The following is a 25,182-nucleotide window of genomic DNA, read 5'->3' as shown; positions in this document are numbered from 1 at the left end:
ATCAGGCTTCCGGCAGGACGGGCTGTCCGCCCTGCCAGACCTGTTTCAACGCCAGCTGACGGTCGAGCCGGACAAGGTCGGCCCTGCTGCCTTTTCTTATTGTACCGCTCTGCGCCAGACCCATGAATTGGGCCGGATTGGCTGTCGCCATGGCGATCGCGGCCGCGGGTTCAACATCGGTCATCTCAACCAGCTGGCGCACGGCGCTCGCCATATCAAGGTTGGACCCGGCGAGCGTGCCGCTCTCGTCAACACACAGACCATCCTTGATCATTATCGTCTGACCCGACAACGCAAACCGTTTCAGACTGGTGCCAACGCCCGGCATAGCATCTGTGACCAGCACGAAACGATCCAGCGGACGGGCACGCAATGCAATGCGCAATGCAGCTGCACTGACGTGATGCCCATCAGCGATCAGGCCGCAATAGGCTGTCTGGCTGTCGAGTGCCGCGCCGACCACGCCAGGCTCACGATGATGGAGCGGTGACATCGCATTGTAGAGGTGAGTGAAGCCCGTCACGCCTGCATCCAGGGCTTTGGTCATCTGCTCATAGGTTGCATCCGTGTGCCCCGCCGAGATCACCACGCCGCGCTGTTGCAGGGCCTCGATATCCTCAAGTCGGCAGCACTCGGGCGCGAGGGTCACGAGAGTGCGCCCCACTTCCAGACTGCTCAGAAGGCGGATCGCTTCATCCGTCAGTTGGGCGAACTTGCTGGCGTCGTGAATGCCCTTGCGGCGGACGTTCAGGAACGGCCCTTCGATATGGATGCCTACCACGCCCGGTACACCAGCGGTGATCGCGTCCTCCACCGCGCGCATGGCCCGGTCGATGACATCGAGATCATCACTGATCAGGGTCGGCAGGAATGACGTGGTGCCGAACGACCGGTGAGCCGCTCCAATCGTTCTGATCGTGTCGACATCAGGCGTATCGTTGAAGAGGACGCTGCCCCCACCATTGACCTGCACATCAAAAAAGCCCGGACACAGATAATCACCACCGAAATCGATGACGCCGTCGGCAGAAATACCATCAGAACCGATGGATTTGATAAGGCCGTCAGAGATCGCAACGTCGCAAAGAGGCGCACCCTGCCGCCCTGGCATCAAGGCCACATTGTTGAGCACAAGGGAGGTCATTGGGTCTTGGTGACCTTGTTGAGATGCGGCGGCGTATCGGGATCAAATCCGCGGCGGACGGACAGGCTGTTGGCGAAGCGGTAAAAGCGGTGGATCATCAGAATGGGCTCCAGCGCCGGGTGCGCCGCGATCATCGGGAGATGATCATCTGTGCTCGTATCGATCAGCAGGGTTCTAGCACCCCGCTGGGCAAACTCCGCCATCACGGCGCGCACATCGTCCCCGGCCCGGTCCGACCCGGCAAAGCCAAGCACCGGAAAACCTTCACCGACAATTGCCATGGGGCCATGCCGCACTTCGGCGGAAGAAAAGGCTTCAGCATGCAGGCCGCAGGTCTCTTTGAGCTTGAGCGCCGCCTCCTGCGCGATGCCGAGCCCATAGCCCCGCCCAATGACGAAGAGATTCCGGGCGTCGACGAGAGTGTCTTCCGCATATTGCCACTCCAGAGACCAGGCTCTTTCCAGCAATTGCGGCAATTCGCTCAATCCGGACAATAGCGCCTCGTCCTCAGACCAGAGCGCGACCAGTTGCGCCAACGCCACCAGCGACGCGATGTAGGATTTCGTCGCCGCGACCGAGACCTCTCTCCCCGCCCTCAACGGTAGCAACAAATCCGAATACTGCCCAAGCGGGCCGTCAGGATCGTTCATCAGGACAATTGATATCGCACCGGCATCGCGCCTGGCGCGCGCAGCGGCTATGAGGTCAGGGCTGCGCCCAGACTGGGAGATTGAAATACACGCGCTGCCCTGGGCGTGCGGGGGACAATCATAGAGTGACGTCACGGACAAGGCAGCGGAACTGGTTGGCAAGCCAAGCAGGATCTCGAACAGATATTTGCCGTAGGTCGCGGCATGATCCGATGACCCCCGTCCGCAGGTCACGACAGAATTGATGGGCTGCTTGTTTAATACACGGAGCAAATCCTGCCGATCAGGGAATTGATCCAAAAGGCGCTGCACCACCGCCGGCGCCTCCGCCGCTTCAGCGAACATGCGAGTACTTTCGGGCGCCATCATCAGACCTCACTTGCCCGGCGAGCGAGCAACACGGCCCCGCCCACGGGCTGGTCGAGGGGCGGCACCAGAACGGCTTGCAACGCCTCACTCAACCGCGGCGCCATGACCCCGGCCATGCCGCCGCAAAGCGTGATTTTCGCAATACCGAATGACAGAAGCTTGCGCAGATGAATATCGATTTCGGCTACCGTCTGGGCGACCAGTTCCTGCCCCAGCGCATCGCCACCATCGCACGCCTCCACGACCATCGGCGCCAATGCGCCGTAATCGGACGGTGTGGCCTTGTTGATCCAGTCGATGATGCGCTCAGGCTCACCGCCCAATGCCTGAAGAATGTTCCCCACAAGCGGGCTGCTATCCCGAAATCCGTCCTTGGCCGCCAGCGCTTCTTTCACGGCTTCATGACCAAGCGCCGCCGCAGAACCGCCGTCGCCGGCTTCGAAACCCCAGCCTCCGATATGGTGTACCTCGCCCCCCTTCAGCGCGAGCCCGGCGCTTCCCGTCCCGATAATGAGAATGCCGCCATCGCCGCCATTGAAAGCACCGAGACAGGCGATATAGGCATCACTTGAAACGTGTACAGACTTGAATGCTGGCGCAGCCGTGATGACCCGGTCAATATCAGCGTCACTGACCACGCCCGCGAGGCCAGCCCCAAGTCGGGTCGAGGGAAAAATGTCCTTATTCAGGCCCGCAGTCATGGCCGCCGCCGTCGCAGCCTCAGTGATGTTCCCCCAGACGGAAGAAAGACCGAGCCGGATATTTCCGGGGCCCGCTTCACCTTCTCCCAGGACCTGACCCTCAGCGGAGCACAGGCGGGCGCGACAGCGGGTGCCACCGCCATCAATGCCGAGATAATACTGTGCGGGCGATGTCATGACACCTCACCCCCATCTCGCCGCTTCATGGAATAGAGGCCGAACAGACCGATAATGACATAGGCCGGAACAACGATCAGCAGGAAGACGAGCTGGAAGTTCATGGACTGCTTGCCAATGGCGAACAGATAGGGAAGTACCGCGCCGCCCGCGATACCCATGACGAGAAAGGCTGAGCCGATTTCGGTCAGACGACCAAGGCCGCGAATGGCCAGCGGGAAGATCGCCGGCCACATCATCGCATTGGCAAAGCCAAGCGCCGCGACGAACCCGACCGACACATACCCCTTGGTGACAAAGGCCCCGGTGGCCAGGATGATCCCAAGCACCGCGGATCCGGTCAAATATTGTTCTTGGGAGAAGAACCGCGGCACAAGGATCAAGCCTGCGACGTAGCCGACGAGCATGCCGCTCAGCGTGAGGGAGGTGAAATATTTCGTCTGGCTCAGCGCCAGACCAAAGGCGTTGCCATAGGTGCCGATTGCGTCCCCCGCCATGACTTCAACACCCACATACAGGAACAGCGCCAGGACGCCGAACCACAGATGAGGATAGGCAAAAATTCCCTTGTCCGCTGCGCCACCGCCAGCGTCATTGGACGCCGGACTGCCCGACAGGTTCGGCAAGGGAGACCGCCAGATCGCCAGCGCGGTGGCCGCCATGAACCCGGCGATTATGAGATAGGGCAAGTGCACCTTTGCCGCGAACTGGGACAACAACTGCGCCTGTTCGTCAGGCGGGGCGGCTGCGGCCTCGGCCGCAAAAGTATCGACATTCTGCATGACGAACAGGCCGAAAACGATGGGCGCAATGATCCCGCCGACCTTGTTGCAGATCCCCATGATGGCGATGCGCTGGGCCGCGCCTTCAATGGGCCCCAGGATCGATACATAGGGATTGACGGCTGTCTGAAGAATGGCCAGCCCCGCGCCCAGAATGAACAGACCGCTTAACGCGCCGCCGAACATTTGCATCGTTGCAAACTGGCCGAACACCATGGACCCCGCTGCCATGACGATAAGCGCCACGGCCATGCCGCGCTTCATCCCGGTGTAGCGGAGGATCGCGGACGCCGGCAGGGCAAACACCAGATAGGAAAGATAGAAGACCATCAGCACAAGGAAGGCCTCAACATCGGTCAGGGTGAAAGCGAGCTTCACGTAGGAAATGAGTGGACCATTGAGCCAGGTACAGAAACCGATGATGAAGAACAGCCCGCCCATGGCCGCAATCTGCACCCGTATTGGCAGTCCACCTTGTGTATTTTGGTTGGCCACGGCCCCCACCTTCCCTGTTATATCTTGATGACCCAGCGACGGGCGTAGAGGTAATTCATCGCAGCCCAGATCAGGGCGAGATAGAGCAGGACCGGCAGGAACGCCGCCCACCCCTCACCTATTATCGGTGCCATGCTTGTGTAGGTCTGCTGAAAAACGTCCCAACCCGGAACAGATGCGGTCAGGATGTGCAGGACATAGGCAGCAATCGCATTGGCTCCGAACGGCAGGAACACAGCCCCAAGCACGCTGCCTGCTGCGCTCGGCCCTCGATCAACCAGACGATGGAGAAGCGCAAGGACGCACAGGCTGATCCCGCAGGTGACGAGAACAAATGGGCTGGACCAGATATCCTTGACCACCGGGAATACAATACCCCACAGCGCGCCAATCAATAGGAGCGCCGCGCCCGCCAGAAACAGCTTGCCGGACAATGCCCCCCGCCCGCGTCGGCCCAGGACCTCGCCGACGGCGACGCCGATCAGGCCATGGGCAATGGCTGGAAGCGTGCCCAGAACGCCTTCAGGATCATAGCCCTGCGGCCCCTTGACGTAGAGATGCTCACCCGCACCGAGGAAGAACCGGTCCACATAGGCAACGAAATTCTGACCGCGCACCCAGATGTCTGTGTCCACCCCATCAGGGGACGGAACAAGGCTGAGCGGCCAGTACAGGACGAGAATGGTCACGATCAGTCCCAGACGCCATCGGGAGCCCAGCCACAGATAAAGCGCCGCACACGCCCCATAGACCAGAGCTATCCGCTGCAGGACACCGAAGAGGCGCCAGGTCGACCCGTCGAAATTCATCATCCAATAGATGTTCGACAGCAGAAAGCCCAAGACGAAGAGCCTGAAGATCCGCCAGAAGATGCGTCCCCCCGTCTTCCCGGAGAGACCCTGTCCGCCCTGCGCCAGACCGAGTGACAAAGGTATTGCCACGCCAACCATGAACAGGAAGGCCGGAAAAACGAGATCGGCCAGCATCAGGCCTTCCCAATGGGCGTGGAGCAGCAGGGGAAAGACGTCTGCCTGGGCGGACCAGCTCATCAGCGACATGGAATTGACGAGGATCATCCCGGCGACGGCCATGCCGCGCAGTATATCCAGAGAGATCAGCCGATCCGTCCGAACAGTGTCCACTCGCCCCTCCTTCAGTTCACCGCCCCGTTGCGGCAGCCCGACAGGAGGGTGGCACAGGCCGATACGGTCGACAATACCTTTTTCCTTAATTGGTCCTATTCAAGTCCCTTGCAGCTCCGCCACCACGTCGTAGGCGTCACCGCGATAATAGGACTGGGTGAACTCGCACGGCAGACCGCTGGCCTGGAAACCGCGCCGTTCAATGAACAGCCCGGGCGCGCCCGGCTCAACATTCAGAACACGCGCCTGCTCACTCGTGAACGCCACAGCGCGCAGTCGTTGCAGCGCCCGTACTGGCCGCTGTCCCTGTGCATCGAGCGCCGCGTATAGAGAATCAGTGACCAGATCTGTCGACGGCAGACAGGAGACGGGAATGGTTGCCAATTCCAAAGCCAGCGGCTCGTCATCGGCATATCGTATGCGGTTGAACCGGTGGATCAGTGTGCCGGGGGAAAGACCCAGCGCCAGCGCCTCTTCGGGGGTCACCGCCGCTGTCTTGCGGGAAATCCAGACACTGCGAACGGCAAAGCCGCGCTGCTGCATGTCTTCTGAGAACGACGACAGGGTGGAAAAGCTTTTTTGAACCCTCTCCCCCCTGACAAACGTGCCAGCTCCGGCACGCCGGGTCAGCAGGCCCTCGCGGACCAGGCCATCGACAGCCTTGCGCACAGTAATCCTTGAGACATCAAAGCCGCGCGCCAAGTCCCTTTCTGTCGGAATTGCCCCCCGCTCATCCACCGCCCGCCGTGCGATAGCCTCCCGCAACACCGTCTGCAGCTGCAGATAGAGCGGGGTCGCAGCGGATTTATCGAGCGGCGTCATGATATCCAAGGCCATGGGATCGGTCCTGCTGTCAGCAACGGACCTCATATTGACCCAGTGATCGCGATAGGACAACTATATAACCTTAACAGACCCGTTTTGTTGGGGGACTTATGATTTCGCACCTGCTCGCCGCAACCCTTCTGTCGGCAACGGCCCTGCAACCCAGTGATGCCGAGTGGCGTGATTTCGCCGCCGATATCGGTGTCGAGTTCACGATCGTCGACAATCATCCCACAGACTGTCCGGCGCAGGCCAGCAATTGTTTCCTCGCCACATTGTCCCTGACCTTGCCGGCGGACATGCCCCCGGCATTCGCCACCGCACGTCCGGAATTCTACTATAGCTATGTCGGACGCCAGATTGCGGTCGACAGCGGCCCGTTCGAGAACCGGCTCATCAATGGCGACCTCAATGTGCTCAGCCCGAAGGCCGGTACGAAGCTCAAAGCCGGTGAGACGTACACGATCAACATCTGGGGCGCGGGGCAGTTCTTCTCTGCCTACTACCCGATGCCCAATATCTACGCAGTTCTTGATGATTATCCGGCGCAGGTCCTCGAGGCATCCCGCGCTGTCATCGACCCCGATACCGGACTAGAATATCTGCCCTTCGTCACCGCCATGACCGACGAGACAAAATTGGCCACGTCCCGTCCGGATGACGATACCCAGTGGCTGACCCCCGCGCGGGCGTTTGAGCGATATGCTGCGTGGCAAGTGGCCCCCTCAGAACCGCTGGGCAAGAGCGATATCGTCATCCTGCCGACACCCAACGAAGTCAGTCTTCGCAATGGGGCCGATATTTCGGTTCAGCCTGGCCTGAAGCTGCGGCTCGCAGGGCTCGACCGTAGCGATATTGCCGGGGCGCTTGAATACCTGTCCGCACACGGCGTTACGGAATCGAGATCAGGATTTCCGCTGTCCATCAGGGTCGGGAAAGGCGAAAATCAACCGGCTGAATCCTCTTCTATCAACGTTCGGTCTCGTCAGATCACGATCAATGCTGCCGACGTGGCTGGCGCCTCGCACGCCCTTCACAGTCTTGGCCAACAGATCGCCCATGGCGAGGGCACGCTTCCCCAGTTCGACTTGACGGACGCACCGCGATTTGGCTTTCGCGGGCTCCACCTCGACATCTCCCGCAATTACCACAGCCCTGAGCTGATCATTGATCTGATCGATCAGATGGCCGTGTACAAACTGAATACGCTGCATCTCCATCTGGGAGATGATGAGGGATGGCGGCTCGACATACCTGCGTTACCCGAACTGGCTGATGTGGGCGGTAAAAGATGTCATGATCCGCAGGAGGAGCGCTGCCTGCTGCCGCAGCTGGGGGCTGGCCCTGATGCCAACACGCCAGTCAACGGCGCGCTCAGCGGCGACGACTACCTCGCGATCCTGAAGGCCGCCAAGGCGCGGCACATTGATATCATCCCGTCTTTCGACATGCCCGGGCATTCCCGTGCGGCGATCATGGCGATGGAGGCGCGATATCAGCGCCTGATGCGAGAGGACCGCCCCGAGGAGGCGGAGCGTTATCGCCTCACCGAAGAGGCTGACACAACCACCTATCGCAGTATTCAGAACTATGACGATAACACGCTGAATGTCTGCCTTGAGGCGACCTACAGTTTCGTCGATGTCGTGCTTGATGAAGTCGTACGCCTGCATGACGAGGCCGGCCTGCCCCTTCAGCGCTATCATATTGGCGCCGACGAAACCGCTGGCGCCTGGTCAGAATCACCAAGCTGCAAGGCGCTCATGGCCGATACCGGCATGACCGTGGACGAGCTGGGGCCTTACTTTATCCAGCGCGTCGCCAGTGGACTGGCGGCGCGGGGTGTCATTCCGGCTGGCTGGAGCGATGGTATGGGGCACACGGACCCCGCTGCAATGCCGCAGCGCGTGCAGACCAATATCTGGGGTGGCCTGTTTAACGGTGGTGTTGCCGAGGCGCATCGTCAGGCGAATGAGGGCTGGGACACGATCATCTCAATCCCGGATGTTGTTTACTTCGATATTCCCTATGCGCCTGATCCACTGGAACGCGGCTATGACTGGCCGTCGCGCGGCACCGATACCTTCAAGGTTTTCGGGTTCATGCCTGAGAATCTCGCGGCGAATGCCAGCACGATGAAAGATATTACCGCGAAAGGGCGCGAGATCACTGATACGGTGCCGCTGACCGCCGGTCATAGCATTGACGGCCTGCAGGCGCAGCTGTGGAGCGAAACCGTTCGGAGTGACGAGCAGGTGCAGTATATGCTCTTTCCACGGCTGATCGCCCTCGCCGAACGGGCCTGGCACAGGGCAGCGTGGGAACCGGACTATGTTGCAGGCGCAAGCTATCGATATGGCGATGGTCAGGTGAATACCGACGACGTACTGAAGGACTGGCAGTCTTTTTCGCGGCGTCTGGCGGCGCATTTGCCGCTCCTGGCCAGCGATGGCGTCTTCTTCCGCCTTGCCCCGCCGGGCGTCAAAGAGATCGATGGCCACATTTACGCAGAGACAGAGTTCCCCACACTGACGGTTGAGTGGACCGACCAGTCCGGCGATGGGTCATGGAACGTTTATGACGAACCCGTGCCGGTCAAAGCGGATCTTCTGTTCAGGACACGTGGTCCTGCGGGGCGGGTCAGCCGCGCTGTCGCGCCCTGACCGTCCCCTTCTGACGAAGCCCTTGCCTTGACTTCGCGCGAGTGAACATATAGCGAACAAAACGAATCAGCATAAAGGTGATCGATGATTCTCGATAACCTCACTCTAGCGCTGGGCGCCGCCATCATTGGTTGGGCCCTGACCATGTTTTTTCTCGTCTCTTATCTTCAGCGCGGCGCGAAGCTGCGCACGGCGCAGCACCATCTGTGGGCGGAGCGCGAACGGGTCGCCGCCCTCAACGGTCGGCTGGAACGACTTGAGGAGACGCAGGATGCGCTGGCGGAAACGCGCGCCTCCCTTTCCGAGAGCGAGCGGCAGCGCGCCACGCTCAGCACGCGGGTAGAGGAACGCGAGCGGCAGCTGGGCGAATTGCGGCAGCAGCTGGAGAATGAATTCCGCACCATGTCCGCCAAGCTGGTGCGCGAGACCGGTGACGCCCTGATGCGCGAAGCGGCCCAGAGCTTTGAGAAGCAGCATGTGGTCGCGCGCAAGGACGCAGAGACCTATTCCCGCTCCGTCTCGGATCTTCTCAAACCGATGCGCGAAACCCTGACCCGTTATGAAGAAGGGCTGCGCGACATGCGCGACCAGCAGAAAAAGGCTCAGGGTGAGCTGACCGGACAGATTACTGCGCTGGCCCAGTCTGCCGGTGCCGTGCAGGCTGAAGCGCGGTCTCTCGCCTCAGCCCTGAAATCTGGCCCCAAAACCCGCGGCCGCTGGGGGGAAACCACGCTGCGGAATGTCATCGAAATGTCGGGCCTGTCCGCCCATGCAGATTTCTCCGAACAGTTTCAGGTGACCGACGATAATCAGGCCCGGAAAATCCCGGATCTGGTGGTGCGCCTGCCCGGTGAACGGATGGTGGCTGTCGACTCCAAAGTCTCCCTGTCCGACTGGCTCGATGCCGCCGGCGCCGAGGATGACGCGGTACGCGCCGATGCCGCCGCCCGCCATGGCCGGTCTGTCTGGACGCATGTACAGCAACTGGCCGCCAAAGATTATGCCGGCGCGCTGAAAAAGGATGGGGCAATCGACTTTGTCGTCATGTTTCTGCCCGGTGAGACCTTCTTTACCGCGGCCATCGAACAGCGACCCAATCTGTTTCAGGATGCGTTTGAGCGCGGCGTCCTGATCGCCACGCCGACGACGCTTATCGCCATTCTCAAATCCATCGCCCATGCGTGGCGCCAGCAGCGGGCCAATGAAAGCGCCCATGAGGTCGCGAACATGGCTTCGGATCTTTATGAAAGCCTGCGGAAGACCGGTGATTACCTCAATGATCTGGGCAAGGCACTCGACAAGACCGTCAGCAGCTACAACAGCCTGATCGGCAATGTGGAAAGCCGCGTCATGCCCCGGGCCCGCCGCTTTGCGGACTATGAAATGCCCGGCACAGAGAAACCGATCGACCTGCTGACCGACAGCGATGCCGATGTGCGCCTGCCGTCGGCTCACAAGGATCTGTTGATCACCCACAAGGCCGCGTCCTAGGCCCGATTTCGGCCTTCACCCTGTCCTTTCCGAAACATGACGTTCCGGAAAAAGCCCGCTAATGGGAATGTCTATGGCACGTCCCCGTTACACTCTTCCCATTGGCCGAACGCGACGCATCCTGTTCTGGGAGCGGCTTTACGCGGCGCTGGTTCCGCCTCTGGCCGTCATTGCGGCCTTTATTGGCCTCAGTCTGATCGGCGCGTGGCAGGTGGTGCCGGGTACGGTGCATCTGGCCGTGCTGATCATCAGCGCGATCGCCGCGTTTATTCTGCTTTATCGTGGGCTTGGTCCCATGCGCTTCCCGACACGCGAAGACGCGCTGATCCGGCTTGAGGACGACGGCCATCTGACGGCCGGGGCGCTGCGGGACCTGGATGACGAGCCGTTCTCAGGGTCCACGGATGACCCATTCTGGCAGGCGCATCTGGACCGCCTCGCGCAACAGACCGCCCATGTCCGCCCGGCACAGCCTCGCGCGCTGATCGACCGGATCGATCCCTATTCCTTGCGGGTTGGCGCGGTGATGCTGTTGATCCTTGGCGTCGTGCTGGCGGGCAGCAACTGGTCCACCCGCCTTGCCGACAGCCTGCATCCCCGATTTGGCAAACAGGTACCCCTGATCGCTGATGTCTGGATTGAACCGCCGGACTACACCCGTCTGCCGCCACAATTTCTGGTTCGGGGCGATGATTTGCCACCCGGTACGGCTGACCAGGCCAATGTGCCGCGGGGCAGTGTCCTGAAAGTTCGGCTGAGCCAGGCCGATGGCAGCCGCCCACGGGCCAGCGCCGGCCTGTCGACTGAAAACAAAAATGAGACCGCAACGCTGGAAGAGGCAGAGGGCGCCCTCACCCTAACAGCCCCCTTGGATGAACATGTCGCCCTGACCCTGCGCTCGGGCCGCAACACCACCATCTGGCCCATCGGCATCATCCCCGACCGTGCGCCGAGCGTAGAATGGCGCGACGCCCCGGGCGTAGAGGGCGCCACGCGCACTGCGCTCGCCATCACCGTCGACGATGATTACGGCGTTGCCGATGCGGCCGTCGTCCTGCGCTTGTCGGGTGAGAACAGGCGGGCCCCGGACGCGCCCCAACCGGACCGCACCGCACGGCGACAGGCCTTGCGCGTGGACGTTCCGGCACTGCGCGGCGCGGCCGGCGACAGGGAAGTGACCATTGATCTGACCGAGCACCCCTGGGCTGGCCTGTCGGTTGATATGAGCGTGGAAGTGACCGACGGGGCCGGCCAGACAGCGCGGACAGCGCCACTGACTTTCACCCTCCCTGAGCGCACATTCTACAACCCGCTGGCCAAGGCGGTGATCGAGGAGCGGCGCAGTCTGGCGCTAGCCCCGCAAAGCTGGCGCCGAACAGCTCGCCTGTTCGATGCGCTGACCTTTGCGCCGGACCGCTTTGCCGCCGATACGCGAGAATATCTCCTTCTACGGACGGCCTATCATGAGGTGTTCAAGGGCCAGGGCGATAATACGGACAGTGTTGTAGAAACCTTCTGGCCATTGGCGATCGCGCTCGAGGATGAGGGACTGACACTTGCGCGCCAACGTCTTGAGCAGGCGCAAGCCGCATTGCGCGACGCGCTCGCCCGCGGCGCTTCACAGGATGAGATCGATCGGCTGATCGAAGAGTTGCGCCAGGCGATGAATGATTATGTGGCCGCCCTTGCCGCGTCCGGTGACGCCAATGCGCCGGAAAGCGGCGGCGGCGAGAGCATGAGCGAACGCGCCCTTGACGATATCCTCGACGAAATTGCCCGCCTGCGCCGTCAGGGGGACACGGAGGAAGCGCGTCAGCGGCTCGCTGAGCTTGAGCGGCTCCTGCAGAATTTGCAGATTTCCCAAGGCGGTGGCCAGGGCCAGGAAGGTCAGTCGGGGGCGTCGGGACAGGGCGGCGGACAGGCTGGCGGCCAAGGCAGCGGCGAAGGCGGTGACGGGCCGGGTGGCCCGCTCGACGATGCCGGGGAGTTGATCGACCGGCAGCGTCGCCTTTCCGACGACACGTTTGGCGCTGGTCGCGGAAGCCGGTCTGGTCAGGGCCTGAGCGGTGAACAGCGCGACCTTGCACAGCAGGCGGACGATCTTGCCCAGCAGTCCGGAGGTCAGGGCGACGGCGCAGGTGAAGTCCCCTCCGCGTCCTCTGCATTTGATCAGGCGGCTGATGCCATGCGCGCCGCCGCGGGCGCGATTGATCGCGGCGACTACACCGGTGCAGAAGCGCTGCAGGAACAGGCGATTGCCGCGCTGCGCGAAGGTGCCAGTGCGCTCGCGGCCCAGCGCATGTCTGAAAGGGGCGATGGCGAAGACCCCAATGCAAGTGGTTCCCCCGGACAAAATGGCAGCATGAGCGGCCGGGGCGCCGACCGGGATCCCCTTGGCCGGGTCTATGGCCAACAGGGTGACACGGGCGTGACAATTCCAGATATGGCGGACCCGGATCGTATTCGGGAGTTGACGCAGCAGCTGCGCGAACGCTTGTCAGACCCTGGACTGTCAGCCGAAGAGCGCCGCTATCTTGAAGGCCTGCTGCGCCGGTTCTGAGTGGGCTTATTCAATGACGCCGATGACGGGCAAGGCACGTCGCCGGCCCGCATCGTCCATGCCATACCCAACCAGGAATGCATCGGCATCCCTTGTGAACAGGGTGAAATCTGACGTGACGTTGTGGGTCCGTTCGCGGACCTTGTTGACGGCCACGCAGATGGCCACCTTTGCGGCTTTGCGTTCCATTAGCAGACGTTGCGCAAAGTGCAGGCTGTTGCCACTGTCCAATACGTCATCGACCAGCAGCACTGTCTGCCCCTCAACGGGAGATGAGAGGTCCTTCACGACCTTGATGGTGCCTGAGCTTTCACGCTCATCGCCATAGCTGGCCAATTGCAGGAAATCGATCTCAGGATCCGCACCATGACGAAACAGCGCACGGGCCAGATCGGCGGCGAAAATGAAGCCACCATTCAGGATTGGAGCAATTATGAAATCTTTGCCGAGAGCGTCGACGATCTGCGGCGCCAGCGCTTCTATCGCCGTCGCAATATCAGTTTCGGAATAGAGGGTTCTCATGATCTGACCTGTTCTGATCGACTCATTGACGCCCACCAGGGCGCCAAGGCTTGCCTGTTCAGTTGCCGGATTGACGAATCGCCGCGTCAGGCAGCGCTTCGCCCCAACCGCTACCGGTCTGTTGCAGCACGAATTGGGACCGTTCACCAGTGGCATTGGTTGTGGAGGCGATACTCAGTGAGGCTTGCCGCGTTCCCGCAGGCACTTGCGCGCGAATGACGAATGGGCGTTCGCCGCCCCTGGGTATCGGAACACTGCTGACACGCACAGGGCTCGAAAACGTTCTGCCATTGTCCAGAGACGCGAGTTTGAGTTCGGGCAGAATATCCTCCTTGCCCTCATTAATCAGTGTACCGCGAAGCTCCAGCACAGGACCGTGGGTGGACTGCGCATATCGCGCTTTCACATCGCTCAGACGGACGGGCGATACCGGCGTCGGCTCGAACAGGGCATACGCATTGGAGAGCCGCGGCCAGACCGACTGCACCGGCTCCCGAAACTGTGTCAGCACCCCTAACGTAACGACGATCGTGGCGGCCCAGGCCGACCAGCCGATCGCCCGCAGCGGCGTCATGCGGTTCAGATTGCGCGCCCGGATCTGCGCACGAAAGCGCTCGGCGGCCGCCTGTCCGGGCGGGATGTCGCGCTGTGAAGGGCGACGCCGCCGACCAATCCGCCACCGGCGTTTCAGCGCATACTGGACGAGTTCGATCGCACTGCGCTGCTCTGCCGATGCCGGGGTGCGCGGCATATCGATCGTAATCGCCTTTGAGGAAGGAACAGGAGCCGATACCGAGCGCTTGTCCTCGATCGCCAGCGCCGTACGGCTCCCCTCCTGCTCTCGGGGAGCAGCAGGTTGCGCCGTTTCGCTGGCCTCGGTCGCAGCCGACTGATCATCCGCCTTTGATGTCGCGTCGCCGATGGACGCTTCGCTGGTCGCCAGTGCAGCCTGCACGCCCTGACGAGGCGCCAGCGCACTGAGAATCTGTTCGGCCAGTTCCACCTCAGCCCGCTGGGCCAGGTGACGCGCCATCTGCTCCTCACGCTCAATATCCAGCGTATCGGCAACAACGCCGCGCTCAAACCAGACGGCGCCGCAGGACGCACAATGAACATCGCGGCCTTCCGGCGGGATGGCGGACGCCGCGACACGATACGTTTTTGGGCAGGATGGACATGAAATCATCATTGCCTTGCCCCCGCCGCATCAGTGTAGGAGAGAGGGCCATGTCCGATCATCCGAACTCGACCCAAAACAATTCCGCACCCGTCATCGTTCAGCTGAACGACGTGCGTCTGTCCTATGACGGGGACTGGGACGTCCTGCGCGCCGCCAATTTGACGCTCAGGGAAGGTGATTTTCGGTTCCTGACCGGCGCCTCGGGCGCGGGCAAGACCACCCTCCTCAAGCTGATCTACATGGCGCATCGGCCGACCGCTGGCCGCGTCACGGTGTTTGGGGAGGATGTGGGCGCCCTGCCGGCCAGCATGCTGCCGACCCTGCGACGCAGGATCGGAGTGGTATTTCAGGAATTTCGCCTGCTGGACCATCTGACGGCCTTTGAAAACGTGGCGTTGCCCATGCGGGTGCTCGGGGTTCGCGAACCGGCGTATCGAAACGACGTTATCGATCTGTTAAAGTGGGTGGGGCTGTCCCACCGCATCAATGCCCGTCCGCCGCAACTGTCCGGTGGCGAGAAACAGCGTGTGGCGCTGGCACGCGCCCTCGTGTCCAAGCCCGACCTTATTCTGGCCGATGAACCGACGGGTAATGTCGATCCCGAAATGGGTGCCAAGATCATGCAATTGCTGATCGAGCTGAACCGGCTTGGCACAGCTGTCATCGTGGCCACCCACGATCTGGCCCTTGTCCGGCGGCTGCCCATGAAGATCCTGCGTCTCAAAGAGGGTCAGGTCACGCTGCACCAGCCGCTGGGCGAGATTGCCTCTGCCACGGAGACCGCTTCATGAGCGATACTGATACCGTACAGGGCAGCGGCGCCATGCGTCGGCGCCAGACGCCCCTGCTGCCCGAAGCGGGTGCCGCGGGCACCCCGCTGACCATCGTCATTGCCGTTCTGGCTTTCATGGCCAGTGTGGCGCTGTCAGGCTATTTCATGGTCAGCCGCGCCGCCGCAGACTGGACCGGTGACCTTGCGGGCACGGTGACCGTGCAGGTGAAGGGGGCGACGAGCGATGCCATTGACGAGGGGGCAACGGCCGCCGAGCAGATCCTGAAAGACAGTGCGGGCGTCAGTCGCGTGCACCGCCTGTCTCGGGAAGAGAGTGAGGCCCTGCTGGAGCCATGGCTGGGCAAGGGTAACCTGACCGCCGACATCCCGGTGCCCGCCCTGATCACCGCCGAGGTGACCGCCGAACGCCGCCAGAGCCTTGAGCCCCTGCGGGACAGCCTCGCTATCGCTGCGCCCGGGGCGACGCTTGATGATCATGGCATATGGAATGACAGACTTGTGGCGGCCGCTCGCCGGGCCCAGGCAATTGCCTTCATCATCTTCATGATGGTCATGAGCGCCGCCGCCGCCGTCATTATCTTTGCGGCCCGCGCAGGACTGGCCGCCAACCGCAATATTGTGGAGGTGATGCATCTCGTCGGCGCCACCGACAAGTTCATCGCCAATGAAGTGCAGCAGCGCTACCTGTCACTTGGTCTAAGGGGCGGCGCCGTGGGCGCCCTGATCGCCGCGGTCGTCCTTTTTCTCATCGCCAGCTTCAACGACGGCAGCGAAGGGTTCTTTCTGCCCAATCTTGGGGCTGACCCGGGCATGCTGTTGTGGCTGGTATTCGTCCCTCTGGCCCTGTGTGCCGTGGCCGCCGTCGCAGCGCGGATCACCGTGCTGAAGGTCCTGAAAGACGAACTTTAGGCCCTCCACAACTTTTTGGATCTTTTTTCTAGGTTTTTCTCCGCCCGCAGGTCCGGTTGGCATCAAGCCTGCAAGGTCGTGGTTGTTAGTTCAGATCACGGGGAAAACTCATGAAAAACACTCTTATTGCTCTCGCCACTACCGCCGCCATGATGACCAGCGCGCACGCAGCGTCGCTGACCGTCGTTGGTGCAGACTGCGACGCTTCCAAAGCATCCGTCACAGCCATCGCGCTGAATTGCGGTTCAACCACCGATCGCCTGGCATCAGACAACGTCAATCTGGGCAGTGCAGACGGCAGCTTCTACTCGCTCGGCCTTGCCTCAGACGGCAGCGACGTTGGCGGCGCTCTGCTGATGCAGATCACTCCTGGCTTCACAGGTTCGATGCTGGTCGTCGAAGTCACCAACCCTTCCAAGCACTGGGAAGCAGCGGCTGTTTATGTCGGCAACTCTATCGACGAAGTGATTGCCAACCTGACGGGCGGCTTCAGCATCGGCACCCTGACCAACGGCAAGGGTGGCTCTGAAGCAGCGATCAATTCCGTGATCGTTCCTGGCACATTCACCTATGTCGCGTTTCAGGACATCAGCCGCCAGATCTACGGCGACTCGAGCGTTGGCAACCGCACGACCGACGGTTTCGACATCGACGCGCTGAGCGTTGAAGCTGTGCCGGTTCCTGCCGCAGCGCTTCTGATGGGCTCTGGCCTCGTTGCTCTGGGCGCCAGCCGCCGCAAGAAGAAACTGGGCTGAACTGCCTCTTCTTAACGAGACAATCGAAAGGGCGCTCTATCCGGGCGCCCTTTTTGCTGCGCGCTACACGTTAACGCGCAAGGCAGATTGCTTATTCAGCGAGGCGGCTTCCTGCATGAGGGAATCGATCGTCGCCGTGTCGAGGAATTCGATGATCTTGGTGACGAGGCCATTCTCAATGGTCACGAAGTCGGCGATTTCCATCACCACCCGCCGCGACAGCGGCAGATAGTCCATCGTCACTGTATAGCGGACAGCATAAGTATTCCCGTCACAGACGATATCGTGAATGTCCTGCCGGACCCAGTGCCAGTGACTGGTAATATACTCAAACGCATGGCGAATGGCGTCAGGATCGCCCTTGATCTGATCAACGATCCGGTCAGTGCCCTGCCCCATGATCTCAAAGTGCAGGTTTGGTGAGCAGACCTGGCGAATGGCGTACTCGTTGTTCTCCAGACGCAGATCGTAAAGCGTCAGAACAAGTTCTCGGCTGGCAGCGTGGTCAGACATGAAAACCTCGTTGAGTTGGGTTTCATGATTAACAGGGAATTGTGAACAAGATCCCTATACGTGCACGAAATCAAAGCGTTATCGCGTCACGCGATGGCGTTACACGGTGACCGGAGGAGGCCTTGGCGGGTTCCTGGATGACGCGTGACGGCGTGACGATGGTTGGCGAGGCGACTATCGTCCAAGGATGGGGCCCCCCATGTCTACATCATGACCAATCAGGCGCGAGGCACGCTTTACACCGGCGTGACTACGGATCTGGTTTCGCGGATGGTGGCGCACCGGGAGGGTCGGGGCTGACTGCGAAATGCCGCCTGGCTCCCGTGTCTGCGGCGTAGGTCCGAGCGCTGGGTGCAATCTATGCTGACTGCTTTCGCGGTTCAACCTCGACCGGGGCGACGATGGGAAGAGAGCAAATCTCGAAACTCGTCATGCGGGGCCTGCCCCGGCATCCATAGTCTTTGCTTCTGATACGCAAGGATTAGCGACGCCTGTCATATCGCCGTTCAATTGCCATCCGTCTGCGTTCTGGCTCCGTATAAACACTCCGCAAAATCTCTGTTGTGAAATCACACATGTCTTTCGCTTCAATTTCCGGCGTATTTCCATCATGCACGGCATCATTGCCATTGAGACGGACTATCTGACAAATTTCAGCCAATGAGCTTGGCAAATTGTCGTGCTCAAACAACCATTCCAGCCTATTCGCCAATCTCTCACGATCACTCTTGGTCGTATGCTCTTCAAATCCATGTATCGATTCCAAGACGTCCTTACTCATTCTATCCAAGGCTAACCGACACATTGCAGCTGATGCCGTCCATAAGGAGTATGCCGCGCACTCCAAGGCCTCGACGAAGATTTTCTCTATCGCATTGGGTAGATGTTCAGGTACGTTTTTCGGTGGTGGGCGGACGTAAAGCGGAATAGCTGCGAAAAACAGGTCAGTGTAATCACCCTTTGCCTGCCCATCGTCCACCAGCTTGCGAAGCAAAGGTAATTTTAGCTTGTCTACAACGCCTAAGCCAAGAAATTCAGATCGACAAACTCGGCAATAGCAGAATAATTTGACCTGCAGGATTTCACCAGCTTCATCCGGTGAAATCCTGAATTGTAGCAAATCGGCTGAGGTCTGCTCTCTACCACATGCACCGCAGTCGAGGATTATCATTGAGCTTTCTCACTGACAGGCGAGGCACTCGTCATAGTCCGTGCGCGCTGCACCGGCGGCAGCCATCGACGCCTCGGCGCTGTCCACCCTGGTCCCGCCGGCAAACGCCGTACGCTGAACAGATTTGGAGCGGCAGTAGTAGAGCGACTTCACGCCCTTCTCCCACGCGGTCCAGTGCAGCATGTGCAGGTCCCACTTGTTCACATCCGAAGGAATGAACACGTTGATCGACTGGGACTGGCAGATGAACGGCGCGCGGTCAGCGGCAAAGTCGATGACCCAGCGCTGATCAAGCTCGAACGCTGTCTTGAAGATGTCTTTTTCATCTTGGGACAGACAGTCCAGATGCTGCACCGAGCCTTCATGCTCGAGGATTGAGGCCCAGGTGTCGTCATCATTGACGCCCTTGGATTCGAGCAGCTTCTCCAGCGCCTGGTTCTTCACCGTGTGTGAGCCCGACAGGGTTTTGTGCGTGTACACATTGGCCGGGATTGGCTCGATACATGGGCTGGCGCCGCCGCAGATGATGGAGATCGACGCCGTCGGCGCAATCGCCAGCTTGTGCGAGAAGCGCTGCTTGATGCCGCATTCTTCCGCATCGAGACACGCCCCGCGCTCTTCCGCCAGCGCAACGCTGGCCGCGTCAGCGCCCATGCGGATATGCTTGAACAGGCGAATGTTCCATGACTTGGCCATGGCGCTTTCAAAGGGCACGCCCATCTGTTGCAGGAAGGAATGGAAGCCCATCAGGCCCAGCCCCACCGACCGCTCACGCTGGGCGGAATAGACAGCTTTTGCCATTTCTGACGGTGCACGCTGGATGAAGTCTTCGAGCACGTTGTCGAGGAAGCGCATGACGTCTTCGATGAAGCGCGGCTCATCCTTCCACTCGAAATATTTCTCGGCATTGACCGAAGACAGGCAGCACACGGCCGTGCGCTCATTGCCCAGATGGTCATCGCCCGTGTGCAGCATGATCTCCGCACAGAGGTTCGACGTAGACACCTTCAGCCCCAGATCGCGCTGGTGCTTGGCCATGGAGCGGTTCACCGTGTCGGAGAAGATGAGGTAAGGCTCACCCGTCTGCAGACGGATTTCCAGAATCTTCTGCCACAGCTTGCGGGCATTGATCCGGCGCAGGACTTCACCACTCTTTGGTGAGCGCAGACCGAACTCTTCATCCTTGGCCACCGCATTCATGAACTCATCGGTGATGTTGATGCCATGGTGCAGGTTCAGGGACTTGCGGTTGAAGTCGCCGGACGGTTTGCGGATTTCCAGAAACTCTTCGATTTCCGGGTGGTGCACATCGAGATAGCAGGCCGCCGAGCCGCGACGCAGAGAGCCCTGGCTGATCGCCAGCGTCAGGGAATCCATGACGCGGATGAACGGGATGATGCCGGAGGTCGCGCCTGCGCCCTTCACCTTTTCCCCGATCGAGCGGACGCCGCCCCAATAGGTGCCGATGCCACCGCCATTGGAGGCAAGCCAGACATTCTCGTTCCAGGTGCCGACAATGCCATCAAGGCTGTCATTCACGGCATTGAGGAAGCAGGAGATGGGCAGGCCGCGTTTCGCCCCGCCATTGGACAGCACGGGCGTCGCCGGCATGAACCACAGCTTTGAAATATAGTCATAGATGCGCTGGGCGTGGTCGGCATCGTCACCATAGGCCGTGGCCACCCGGGCGAACATGTCCTGATAGGACTCGCCTTCGAGCAGATAGCGGTCATCCATGGTCTTCTTGCCAAAATCGGTCAGCAGGGCATCACGGGAATGATCGACCACCACCTCGCGCACCACCTTCAGATGCGGCCGGTCGGCGCGATCCTTCGGTTCGGCAGCAGGGGATGCTGGATTCGTCGTCTTGTTGCTGATCCGGGCCTCAGCTTTTTCAGTGAGCGAAACTTCGCGCATGAAACTATCCTCTCGTCAATTTCCCTAGCCGTCCACCAAGAACACCATATCTAGGGGCCAAACCACCATTCGGGTCAAGATATGGTTTTCCACTACCTGTAAGGCGTCGCCCTTTTCGGGTTAACAACCCTTTAATTTGTGGCGGTGGACGGCTATGCGCCTCCCGGAGTAGACCCCCCGGGACCGATCAAAGAAAGCCGTTTTTATGCAGAATCCCGTCCTTCGCCTCGCCCTTCTGGCCTCTGTCAGCGTGCTCGCCGCGTGCGGTGGAAAAAATGACGCAGATGACGAAGCAAAAGCCGAAAAAGTGGAAGAGGCGGTCGAAGAGGCCGATGTGAACATGGCCGTGCAAATTCCAGACGCCCCCAAAAGCCCGATTTATGAGCTGAACGCCAAGAAATCCGCTGAATTCATCGCCGAGCAGAAAGCGCGCGATGGTGTGCGTGAGCTTGAAGAAGGCGTGCTGTTCGAAGTGCTGGAAGAAGGCAATGGCGGCAAGACAGCCGGACCGACCGACGTCCTGCGCTTCCACTATAAAGGCTCCGTCATTGGCGGTCGGGTGTTTGACGATTCAAGCGCCCTGCCCGAGCCGCTCGTCGTTGAGTCCTTCACCGAAATTCCGATTCCCGGCGTGCCTGTCGCGCTGGCGCAAATGCATGAGGGCGAAACCGCCCGCGTGATCATCGCGCCGGAACAGGCGTTTGGTGAAGAAGGCCTGCCCGGCCTGTTTGAGCCAAACGAGACGCTGATCTTTGACATCCAGCTGTTCGAAATCATTGGAGAGGATGAGCCGGAGCGCCGTGCCGAGGTCATCGCTGAGCAGGAACGCCTCGCGGAAGAGGCGCGCCTTGAAGCCGAAGCGCAACAGAACACCCAGCGTGAGCAGTTCGAAGCCATGGTCGCCGACAACCGTGAAAAGTCACAGGCCTTCCTCGCTGAAATGGCCAAGAAGGATGGCGTGACCGAGACCGAAAGCGGCCTTCTGTATGAAGTGCTGGAAGATGGCGGTCAGGGCGCGACACCGGCGCCAACCGATGTCGTCCGCGTTCACTACAAGGGCACGCTTCCCGATGGCACTCCATTCGACAGCTCCTATGACCGCGGTGAGCCAACCGAGTTCCCGCTGAACCGCGTGATCCCCGGCTGGACCGAAGGCGTCGCGCTGATGAATGTGGGCGACAAGTATCGTTTCTACATTCCGTCTGACATTGCCTATGGCGACCGCGGCACGCCCGGCGGCCCGATCGGCCCGGCCCAGGCGCTGGTCTTTGAGGTCGAGCTGCTCGACATCAAGTAAGCCGGTCATCACCGACCAAGCGAGCGCGTCCCTTCCGGGGCGCGCTTTTTTATGGGCCAGTCGGTTTTATGGGCGAGTCGGTCGCGACAGCTTCAATTGCCTCCGCCCCCGCCCCGCGCCAAGATGGCACAGACGAGCAAAGGGCAGGTCATGGAGATCAGGACGAAAATCGGTCGAGGTGACGCCCTGTGGGCGCTGGTGGTGGTGATGCTGGTCGTGATCGTGGTGGTGGCACGACCCAAACCCTATACCCCTTCCACTGTAACGGCTGCCGATGAACAGAAGGCGACGGACTACCTCGACGCCAATCTTGCGCCCCTACCCGACGACTGGACCTTCGAGACACTGGATTTTGCCGATGAGGGGGTGATCCGTTTTGGTAGCGCAGGGCCCGTCGATGCCCCGGTCACCATCCTCTATATCCCCGGTTTCACGAGCACCGTGGAGCTCTATGCTGATTTCTACGCCCACTGGCGCGCTCAGGGTTACCGCGTTGTGGCCATGGACCTGCCCGGACAGGGCGGATCCGTCAGGCGGCGGGACAATCCTGAAAAACCCTATACCGGCCGGTTCCAGCAATATGGCAATGCGGTTGATCTGGTAACGGATCATATTGCAGCACAGTCAGACAGCCAGATCATTCTGGTGGGTGAAAGCATGGGCGGTCACGCCGTCCTGCGCGCCGCCGCAGACCACGAGATGGACATTGCGGGCATCGTGCCGCTTGTTCCCGCGCTTGAGGCCAATCCGGGCATGCCGAGGGCGGCTGCGAAGGCCTATGCATGGTTTGCCAACCATACGCGACTTGGCAACCGATATGCGCCGGGCCAGCGCAACTGGCATGTGAACTGGGATAGCGAGGAGAAAAGCCAATGGTGCGGTGACCGCGAAGACCGCATCCACCTGCGCGATGCTTTCTATACGCTTCACACAGAGTATCGGGTCGGCGGCGTCACCGCGAAATGGTTCAGCGGCCTGGAACGGTCGGGCCGTGACCTGACGGACGGTGCCGCACTGGATGACCTGTCGGTCCCAGTGCGGATGATCCTCGCGGGTCAGGACAATGTGGTGTTCAACGACAGGTCCCTTCGGCTTTGCTCAGACGGTCTTGCCGATTGTGAGGTCGTCACAATCGAGGCGGCAAGCCATTGTCTCGGCTTTGAGGACGATGCGGTGCGCCTGCCCGTCCTGGCTTCCATCGATGAATTGGCCGTCTCGGTCATCACGCCATAAAAAAGCCCCGCATGCAGCGGGGCCTTTTATCAGTGGGCGTCAGGCTGTCAGGCCGCTTCGAAATTCTGCTCGGCAAAATCCCAGTTCGCCAGATTTTCGAGCCAGTGCTCGATATATTTCGGACGCGCATTCTGGTAGTCGAGGTAATAGGCATGCTCCCACACATCCATGGTCAGGAGCGGTGTCACGCCGGCTTCGGTCAGCGGGGTTTCGGCATTGGCCGTCTTGCGCACTTCAAGCTTGCCGCCCTTGGCGACGAGCCATGCCCAGCCGGAACCGAACTGTGTCTTGCCGGCGGTGGCGAACTCGTCCTTGAACTTGTCGTAGGAACCGAAGGCTTCGTCGATCGCCGCAGCCAGCTTCGAGCCCGCTTTTGGCGCACCGCCACCGCTCGATGGTGTCATCGAGTTCCAGTAGAAAGTGTGGTTCCAGACCTGCGCAGCATTATTGAAAATGCCGGCCTTGCCTTCTTTATCCGCGTGCAGAATGATTTCCTCAAGCGGCTTTGAATCAAGGTCGGTATCCTTGATCAGACCGTTGAGGTTGTCGACATACGCCTGATGGTGTTTGCCGTAGTGATAGTCGAGAGTTTCCTTTGAAACGTGAGGCTCCAGCGCGTCGCGCGCATAGGGGAGTGCCGGTAATTCTACAGCCATTATTATATCCTTTCAGGAAAGGTGAATCTCACCCCTGAAACTAAGGTGCCCGACCCTTTCGTCAATGTCCGAGCCTGCTCGGACGCGCCGATTTTTGCGAAAGTCGACAGGGCTTGGCATCATATAAAGAATTCTTTATATCCGATTTTCAACACCGGAGAACCTCATGGCCATCGATACCGCCCGCGCCAAGCGTCTGGACGCGCTCGAAAAAGCGCTAAACGACCGCATTCTTGTCCTCGACGGGGCTGCGGGCACCATGATCCAGCGTCACAAGCTGAAAGAGGCGGATTATCGCGGTGAGCGGTTCAAGGACTGGCCATCAGATGTGGGCGGCAATAACGACCTGCTGTGTCTGACCCGTCCCGACATCATCACTGACATTCACCAGCAATATCTCGATGCGGGCGCCGACATTATCGAAACCAATACGTTCAGCGCGACCACAATTGCTCAAGCCGATTACGGCATGGAAGAGCTGGCGCGGGAGCTGAACGTGGTTGGTGCAAGGCTGGCGCGCGAGGCCGCCGACGCCGTCAGCACGCCCGAAAAGCCGCGCTTTGTCGCAGGGGCAATCGGCCCGACAAACCGCTCGGCGTCCTTGAGCCCAGACGTGAACGATCCCGGCGCGCGCAATGTTGATTTCGATGAACTGGCCGCGGCCTATCGCGAGGCAGCCAGCGGCCTGATCGAGGGCGGCGCCGATATCCTGCTGATCGAAACCATCACCGATACGCTGAATGTCCGCGCGGCGATCTTCGCTATAGAAGATCTTTTTGAGGAACTGGGCTTCAGCCTGCCCATCATGCTGTCGGTCATGATCCCGGACCAGTCCGGCCGTACACTGACCGGCCAGACGCCGGAAGCGTTCTGGCATTCCGTCCGCCATGCCAAGCCGATCTCCGTCGGGGTCAACTGCTCGCTGGGCCCGGACCTGATGCGCCCCTATGTGGTGGACCTGTCGACCTCGGCCGACTGCCATATCTCCGCCTATCCCAATGCCGGGCTGCCGAATGCTTTCGGTGAGTATGACGAGACGCCGGAAAGCATGTCCGTCCACATCAAAGAGTGGGCCGAGTCCGGGCTGCTGAACATTGTGGGCGGCTGCTGCGGCACCACACCGCCGCATATCGAAGCTTTCGCCAAGGCTGTCGACGGCATTACCCCGCGCAAGCTGCCCGATCTGCCGATCAAGATGCGCCTGTCCGGGCTTGAGGCCATGGCGATCTCGAGCTGA

19 protein-coding genes and 4 pseudogenes are annotated in these 25,182 nt (G+C 60.5%); 11 read left to right on the top strand and 12 right to left on the bottom strand.

Translation table 11 applies throughout. From position 1 onward, the window contains the following. Position 1: 1 nt before the first annotated feature. From nagA to RUI03_RS01315, 6 genes are all read right to left on the bottom strand, one after another. The gene (gene nagA, locus RUI03_RS01340) at positions 2–1,144 is read right to left on the bottom strand and encodes an N-acetylglucosamine-6-phosphate deacetylase (RefSeq protein WP_317288484.1); all 1,143 of its coding nucleotides are present in this window, start codon (positions 1,142–1,144) and stop codon (positions 2–4) included. Next, positions 1,141–2,163: an SIS domain-containing protein gene (locus RUI03_RS01335; RefSeq protein WP_317288483.1), complete on the bottom strand. Its 1,023-nt coding sequence runs from the start codon at positions 2,161–2,163 to the stop codon at positions 1,141–1,143. The genes nagA and RUI03_RS01335 overlap by 4 nt, the downstream gene beginning before the upstream one ends. Further along, complete coding sequence (locus RUI03_RS01330; protein ID WP_317288482.1) at positions 2,163–3,041, bottom strand: BadF/BadG/BcrA/BcrD ATPase family protein; 879 nt, start codon at positions 3,039–3,041, stop codon at positions 2,163–2,165. Before RUI03_RS01330 ends, RUI03_RS01335 begins: the two co-directional genes overlap by 1 nt. Next, positions 3,038–4,264, bottom strand: coding sequence for a sugar MFS transporter (locus RUI03_RS01325; protein ID WP_410795976.1), 1,227 nt, complete (start codon positions 4,262–4,264; stop codon positions 3,038–3,040). The genes RUI03_RS01330 and RUI03_RS01325 overlap by 4 nt, the downstream gene beginning before the upstream one ends. A gap of 71 nt (positions 4,265–4,335) precedes the next feature. After that, on the bottom strand, positions 4,336–5,460 hold the full coding sequence (locus tag RUI03_RS01320) for an acyltransferase family protein (protein WP_317288480.1): 1,125 nt from the start codon (positions 5,458–5,460) through the stop codon (positions 4,336–4,338). A gap of 99 nt (positions 5,461–5,559) precedes the next feature. Then, positions 5,560–6,297 carry a GntR family transcriptional regulator gene (locus RUI03_RS01315; protein WP_317288479.1) on the bottom strand — a complete coding sequence of 246 codons (738 nt, stop codon included), beginning with the start codon at positions 6,295–6,297 and terminating at the stop codon, positions 5,560–5,562. 98 nt (positions 6,298–6,395) lie between these two features. Here RUI03_RS01315 and RUI03_RS01310 point away from each other — a divergent pair, with 98 nt between their 5' ends. The 3 genes from RUI03_RS01310 (at position 6,396) to RUI03_RS01300 (ending at position 12,999) form a co-directional block, all read left to right on the top strand. After that, positions 6,396–8,948 carry a family 20 glycosylhydrolase gene (locus tag RUI03_RS01310; RefSeq protein ID WP_317288478.1) on the top strand — a complete coding sequence of 851 codons (2,553 nt, stop codon included), beginning with the start codon at positions 6,396–6,398 and terminating at the stop codon, positions 8,946–8,948. Between the two features lie 84 nt (positions 8,949–9,032). Beyond that, positions 9,033–10,439: a DNA recombination protein RmuC gene (gene rmuC / locus RUI03_RS01305; RefSeq protein ID WP_317288477.1), complete on the top strand. Its 1,407-nt coding sequence runs from the start codon at positions 9,033–9,035 to the stop codon at positions 10,437–10,439. Positions 10,440–10,512: 73 nt separating this feature from the next. Next, complete coding sequence (locus RUI03_RS01300) at positions 10,513–12,999, top strand: DUF4175 domain-containing protein (RefSeq protein ID WP_317288476.1); 2,487 nt, start codon at positions 10,513–10,515, stop codon at positions 12,997–12,999. 6 nt (positions 13,000–13,005) lie between these two features. On the opposite strand, the gene RUI03_RS01295 is transcribed toward RUI03_RS01300, so the two are convergent. Both RUI03_RS01295 and RUI03_RS01290 read right to left on the bottom strand, forming a co-directional pair. Further along, on the bottom strand, positions 13,006–13,521 hold the full coding sequence (locus tag RUI03_RS01295; protein WP_317288475.1) for a phosphoribosyltransferase: 516 nt from the start codon (positions 13,519–13,521) through the stop codon (positions 13,006–13,008). A 58-nt stretch (positions 13,522–13,579) separates the two neighbouring features. Beyond that, the gene (locus tag RUI03_RS01290) at positions 13,580–14,710 is read right to left on the bottom strand and encodes a zinc-ribbon domain-containing protein (RefSeq protein WP_317288474.1); all 1,131 of its coding nucleotides are present in this window, start codon (positions 14,708–14,710) and stop codon (positions 13,580–13,582) included. A gap of 83 nt (positions 14,711–14,793) precedes the next feature. Between RUI03_RS01290 and ftsE the strand changes: the two genes are divergently transcribed. From ftsE to RUI03_RS01275, 3 genes are all read left to right on the top strand, one after another. Continuing rightward, entirely contained in the window at positions 14,794–15,492 is a 699-nt protein-coding gene (gene ftsE / locus RUI03_RS01285) for a cell division ATP-binding protein FtsE (RefSeq protein WP_410795975.1), read from the top strand. Further along, a complete protein-coding gene (locus tag RUI03_RS01280) occupies positions 15,489–16,403 on the top strand; it encodes a hypothetical protein (RefSeq protein WP_317288472.1) in 915 nt (304 codons plus the stop codon). Before ftsE ends, RUI03_RS01280 begins: the two co-directional genes overlap by 4 nt. A 110-nt stretch (positions 16,404–16,513) precedes the next feature. Further along, positions 16,514–17,158, top strand: a complete 645-nt coding sequence (locus tag RUI03_RS01275; protein ID WP_317288471.1) for a VPLPA-CTERM sorting domain-containing protein — start codon at positions 16,514–16,516, stop codon at positions 17,156–17,158. Positions 17,159–17,221: 63 nt separating this feature from the next. On the opposite strand, the gene RUI03_RS01270 is transcribed toward RUI03_RS01275, so the two are convergent. Then, positions 17,222–17,671, bottom strand: a complete 450-nt coding sequence (locus RUI03_RS01270) for a nuclear transport factor 2 family protein (RefSeq protein ID WP_317288470.1) — start codon at positions 17,669–17,671, stop codon at positions 17,222–17,224. 210 nt (positions 17,672–17,881) lie between these two features. On the opposite strand from RUI03_RS01270, the pseudogene RUI03_RS14725 reads away from it, so the two are divergent. Continuing rightward, positions 17,882–17,962 (top strand): annotated as a pseudogene (locus tag RUI03_RS14725) (GIY-YIG nuclease family protein); the annotation flags it as partial. Positions 17,963–18,152: 190 nt separating this feature from the next. On the opposite strand, the gene RUI03_RS01265 reads toward RUI03_RS14725, so the two are convergent. Continuing rightward, positions 18,153–18,842, bottom strand: a complete 690-nt coding sequence (locus RUI03_RS01265; RefSeq protein ID WP_317288469.1) for a DUF4145 domain-containing protein — start codon at positions 18,840–18,842, stop codon at positions 18,153–18,155. 9 nt (positions 18,843–18,851) lie between these two features. Further along, positions 18,852–20,759, bottom strand: coding sequence for a ribonucleoside-diphosphate reductase subunit alpha (locus tag RUI03_RS01260; RefSeq protein ID WP_317288468.1), 1,908 nt, complete (start codon positions 20,757–20,759; stop codon positions 18,852–18,854). Positions 20,760–20,964: 205 nt separating this feature from the next. Here RUI03_RS01260 and RUI03_RS14720 point away from each other — a divergent pair. The 3 genes and pseudogenes from RUI03_RS14720 to RUI03_RS01250 all read left to right on the top strand — a co-directional run. Further along, positions 20,965–21,513 (top strand): annotated as a pseudogene (locus RUI03_RS14720) (FKBP-type peptidyl-prolyl cis-trans isomerase); the annotation flags it as partial. A 21-nt stretch (positions 21,514–21,534) separates the two neighbouring features. Further along, positions 21,535–22,056 (top strand): annotated as a pseudogene (locus RUI03_RS14715) (FKBP-type peptidyl-prolyl cis-trans isomerase); the annotation flags it as partial. Positions 22,057–22,206: 150 nt separating this feature from the next. Further along, a complete protein-coding gene (locus RUI03_RS01250) occupies positions 22,207–23,289 on the top strand; it encodes an alpha/beta hydrolase (protein ID WP_317288466.1) in 1,083 nt (360 codons plus the stop codon). Positions 23,290–23,336: 47 nt separating this feature from the next. Here RUI03_RS01250 and RUI03_RS01245 read toward each other — a convergent pair whose 3' ends face one another. Further along, on the bottom strand, positions 23,337–23,945 hold the full coding sequence (locus RUI03_RS01245) for a superoxide dismutase (RefSeq protein ID WP_317288465.1): 609 nt from the start codon (positions 23,943–23,945) through the stop codon (positions 23,337–23,339). A 166-nt stretch (positions 23,946–24,111) separates the two neighbouring features. Here RUI03_RS01245 and RUI03_RS01240 point away from each other — a divergent pair. Beyond that, positions 24,112–25,173: pseudogene (locus RUI03_RS01240) on the top strand (homocysteine S-methyltransferase family protein); the annotation flags it as partial. Positions 25,174–25,182 lie beyond the last annotated feature (9 nt).

The organism is Parvularcula sp. LCG005, assembly GCF_032930845.1.
GTDB lineage: Bacteria > Pseudomonadota > Alphaproteobacteria > Caulobacterales > Parvularculaceae > Parvularcula.
Note: the sequence above shows the minus strand (reverse complement) of the source record. Positions and strands in the feature narration are given on the sequence as shown.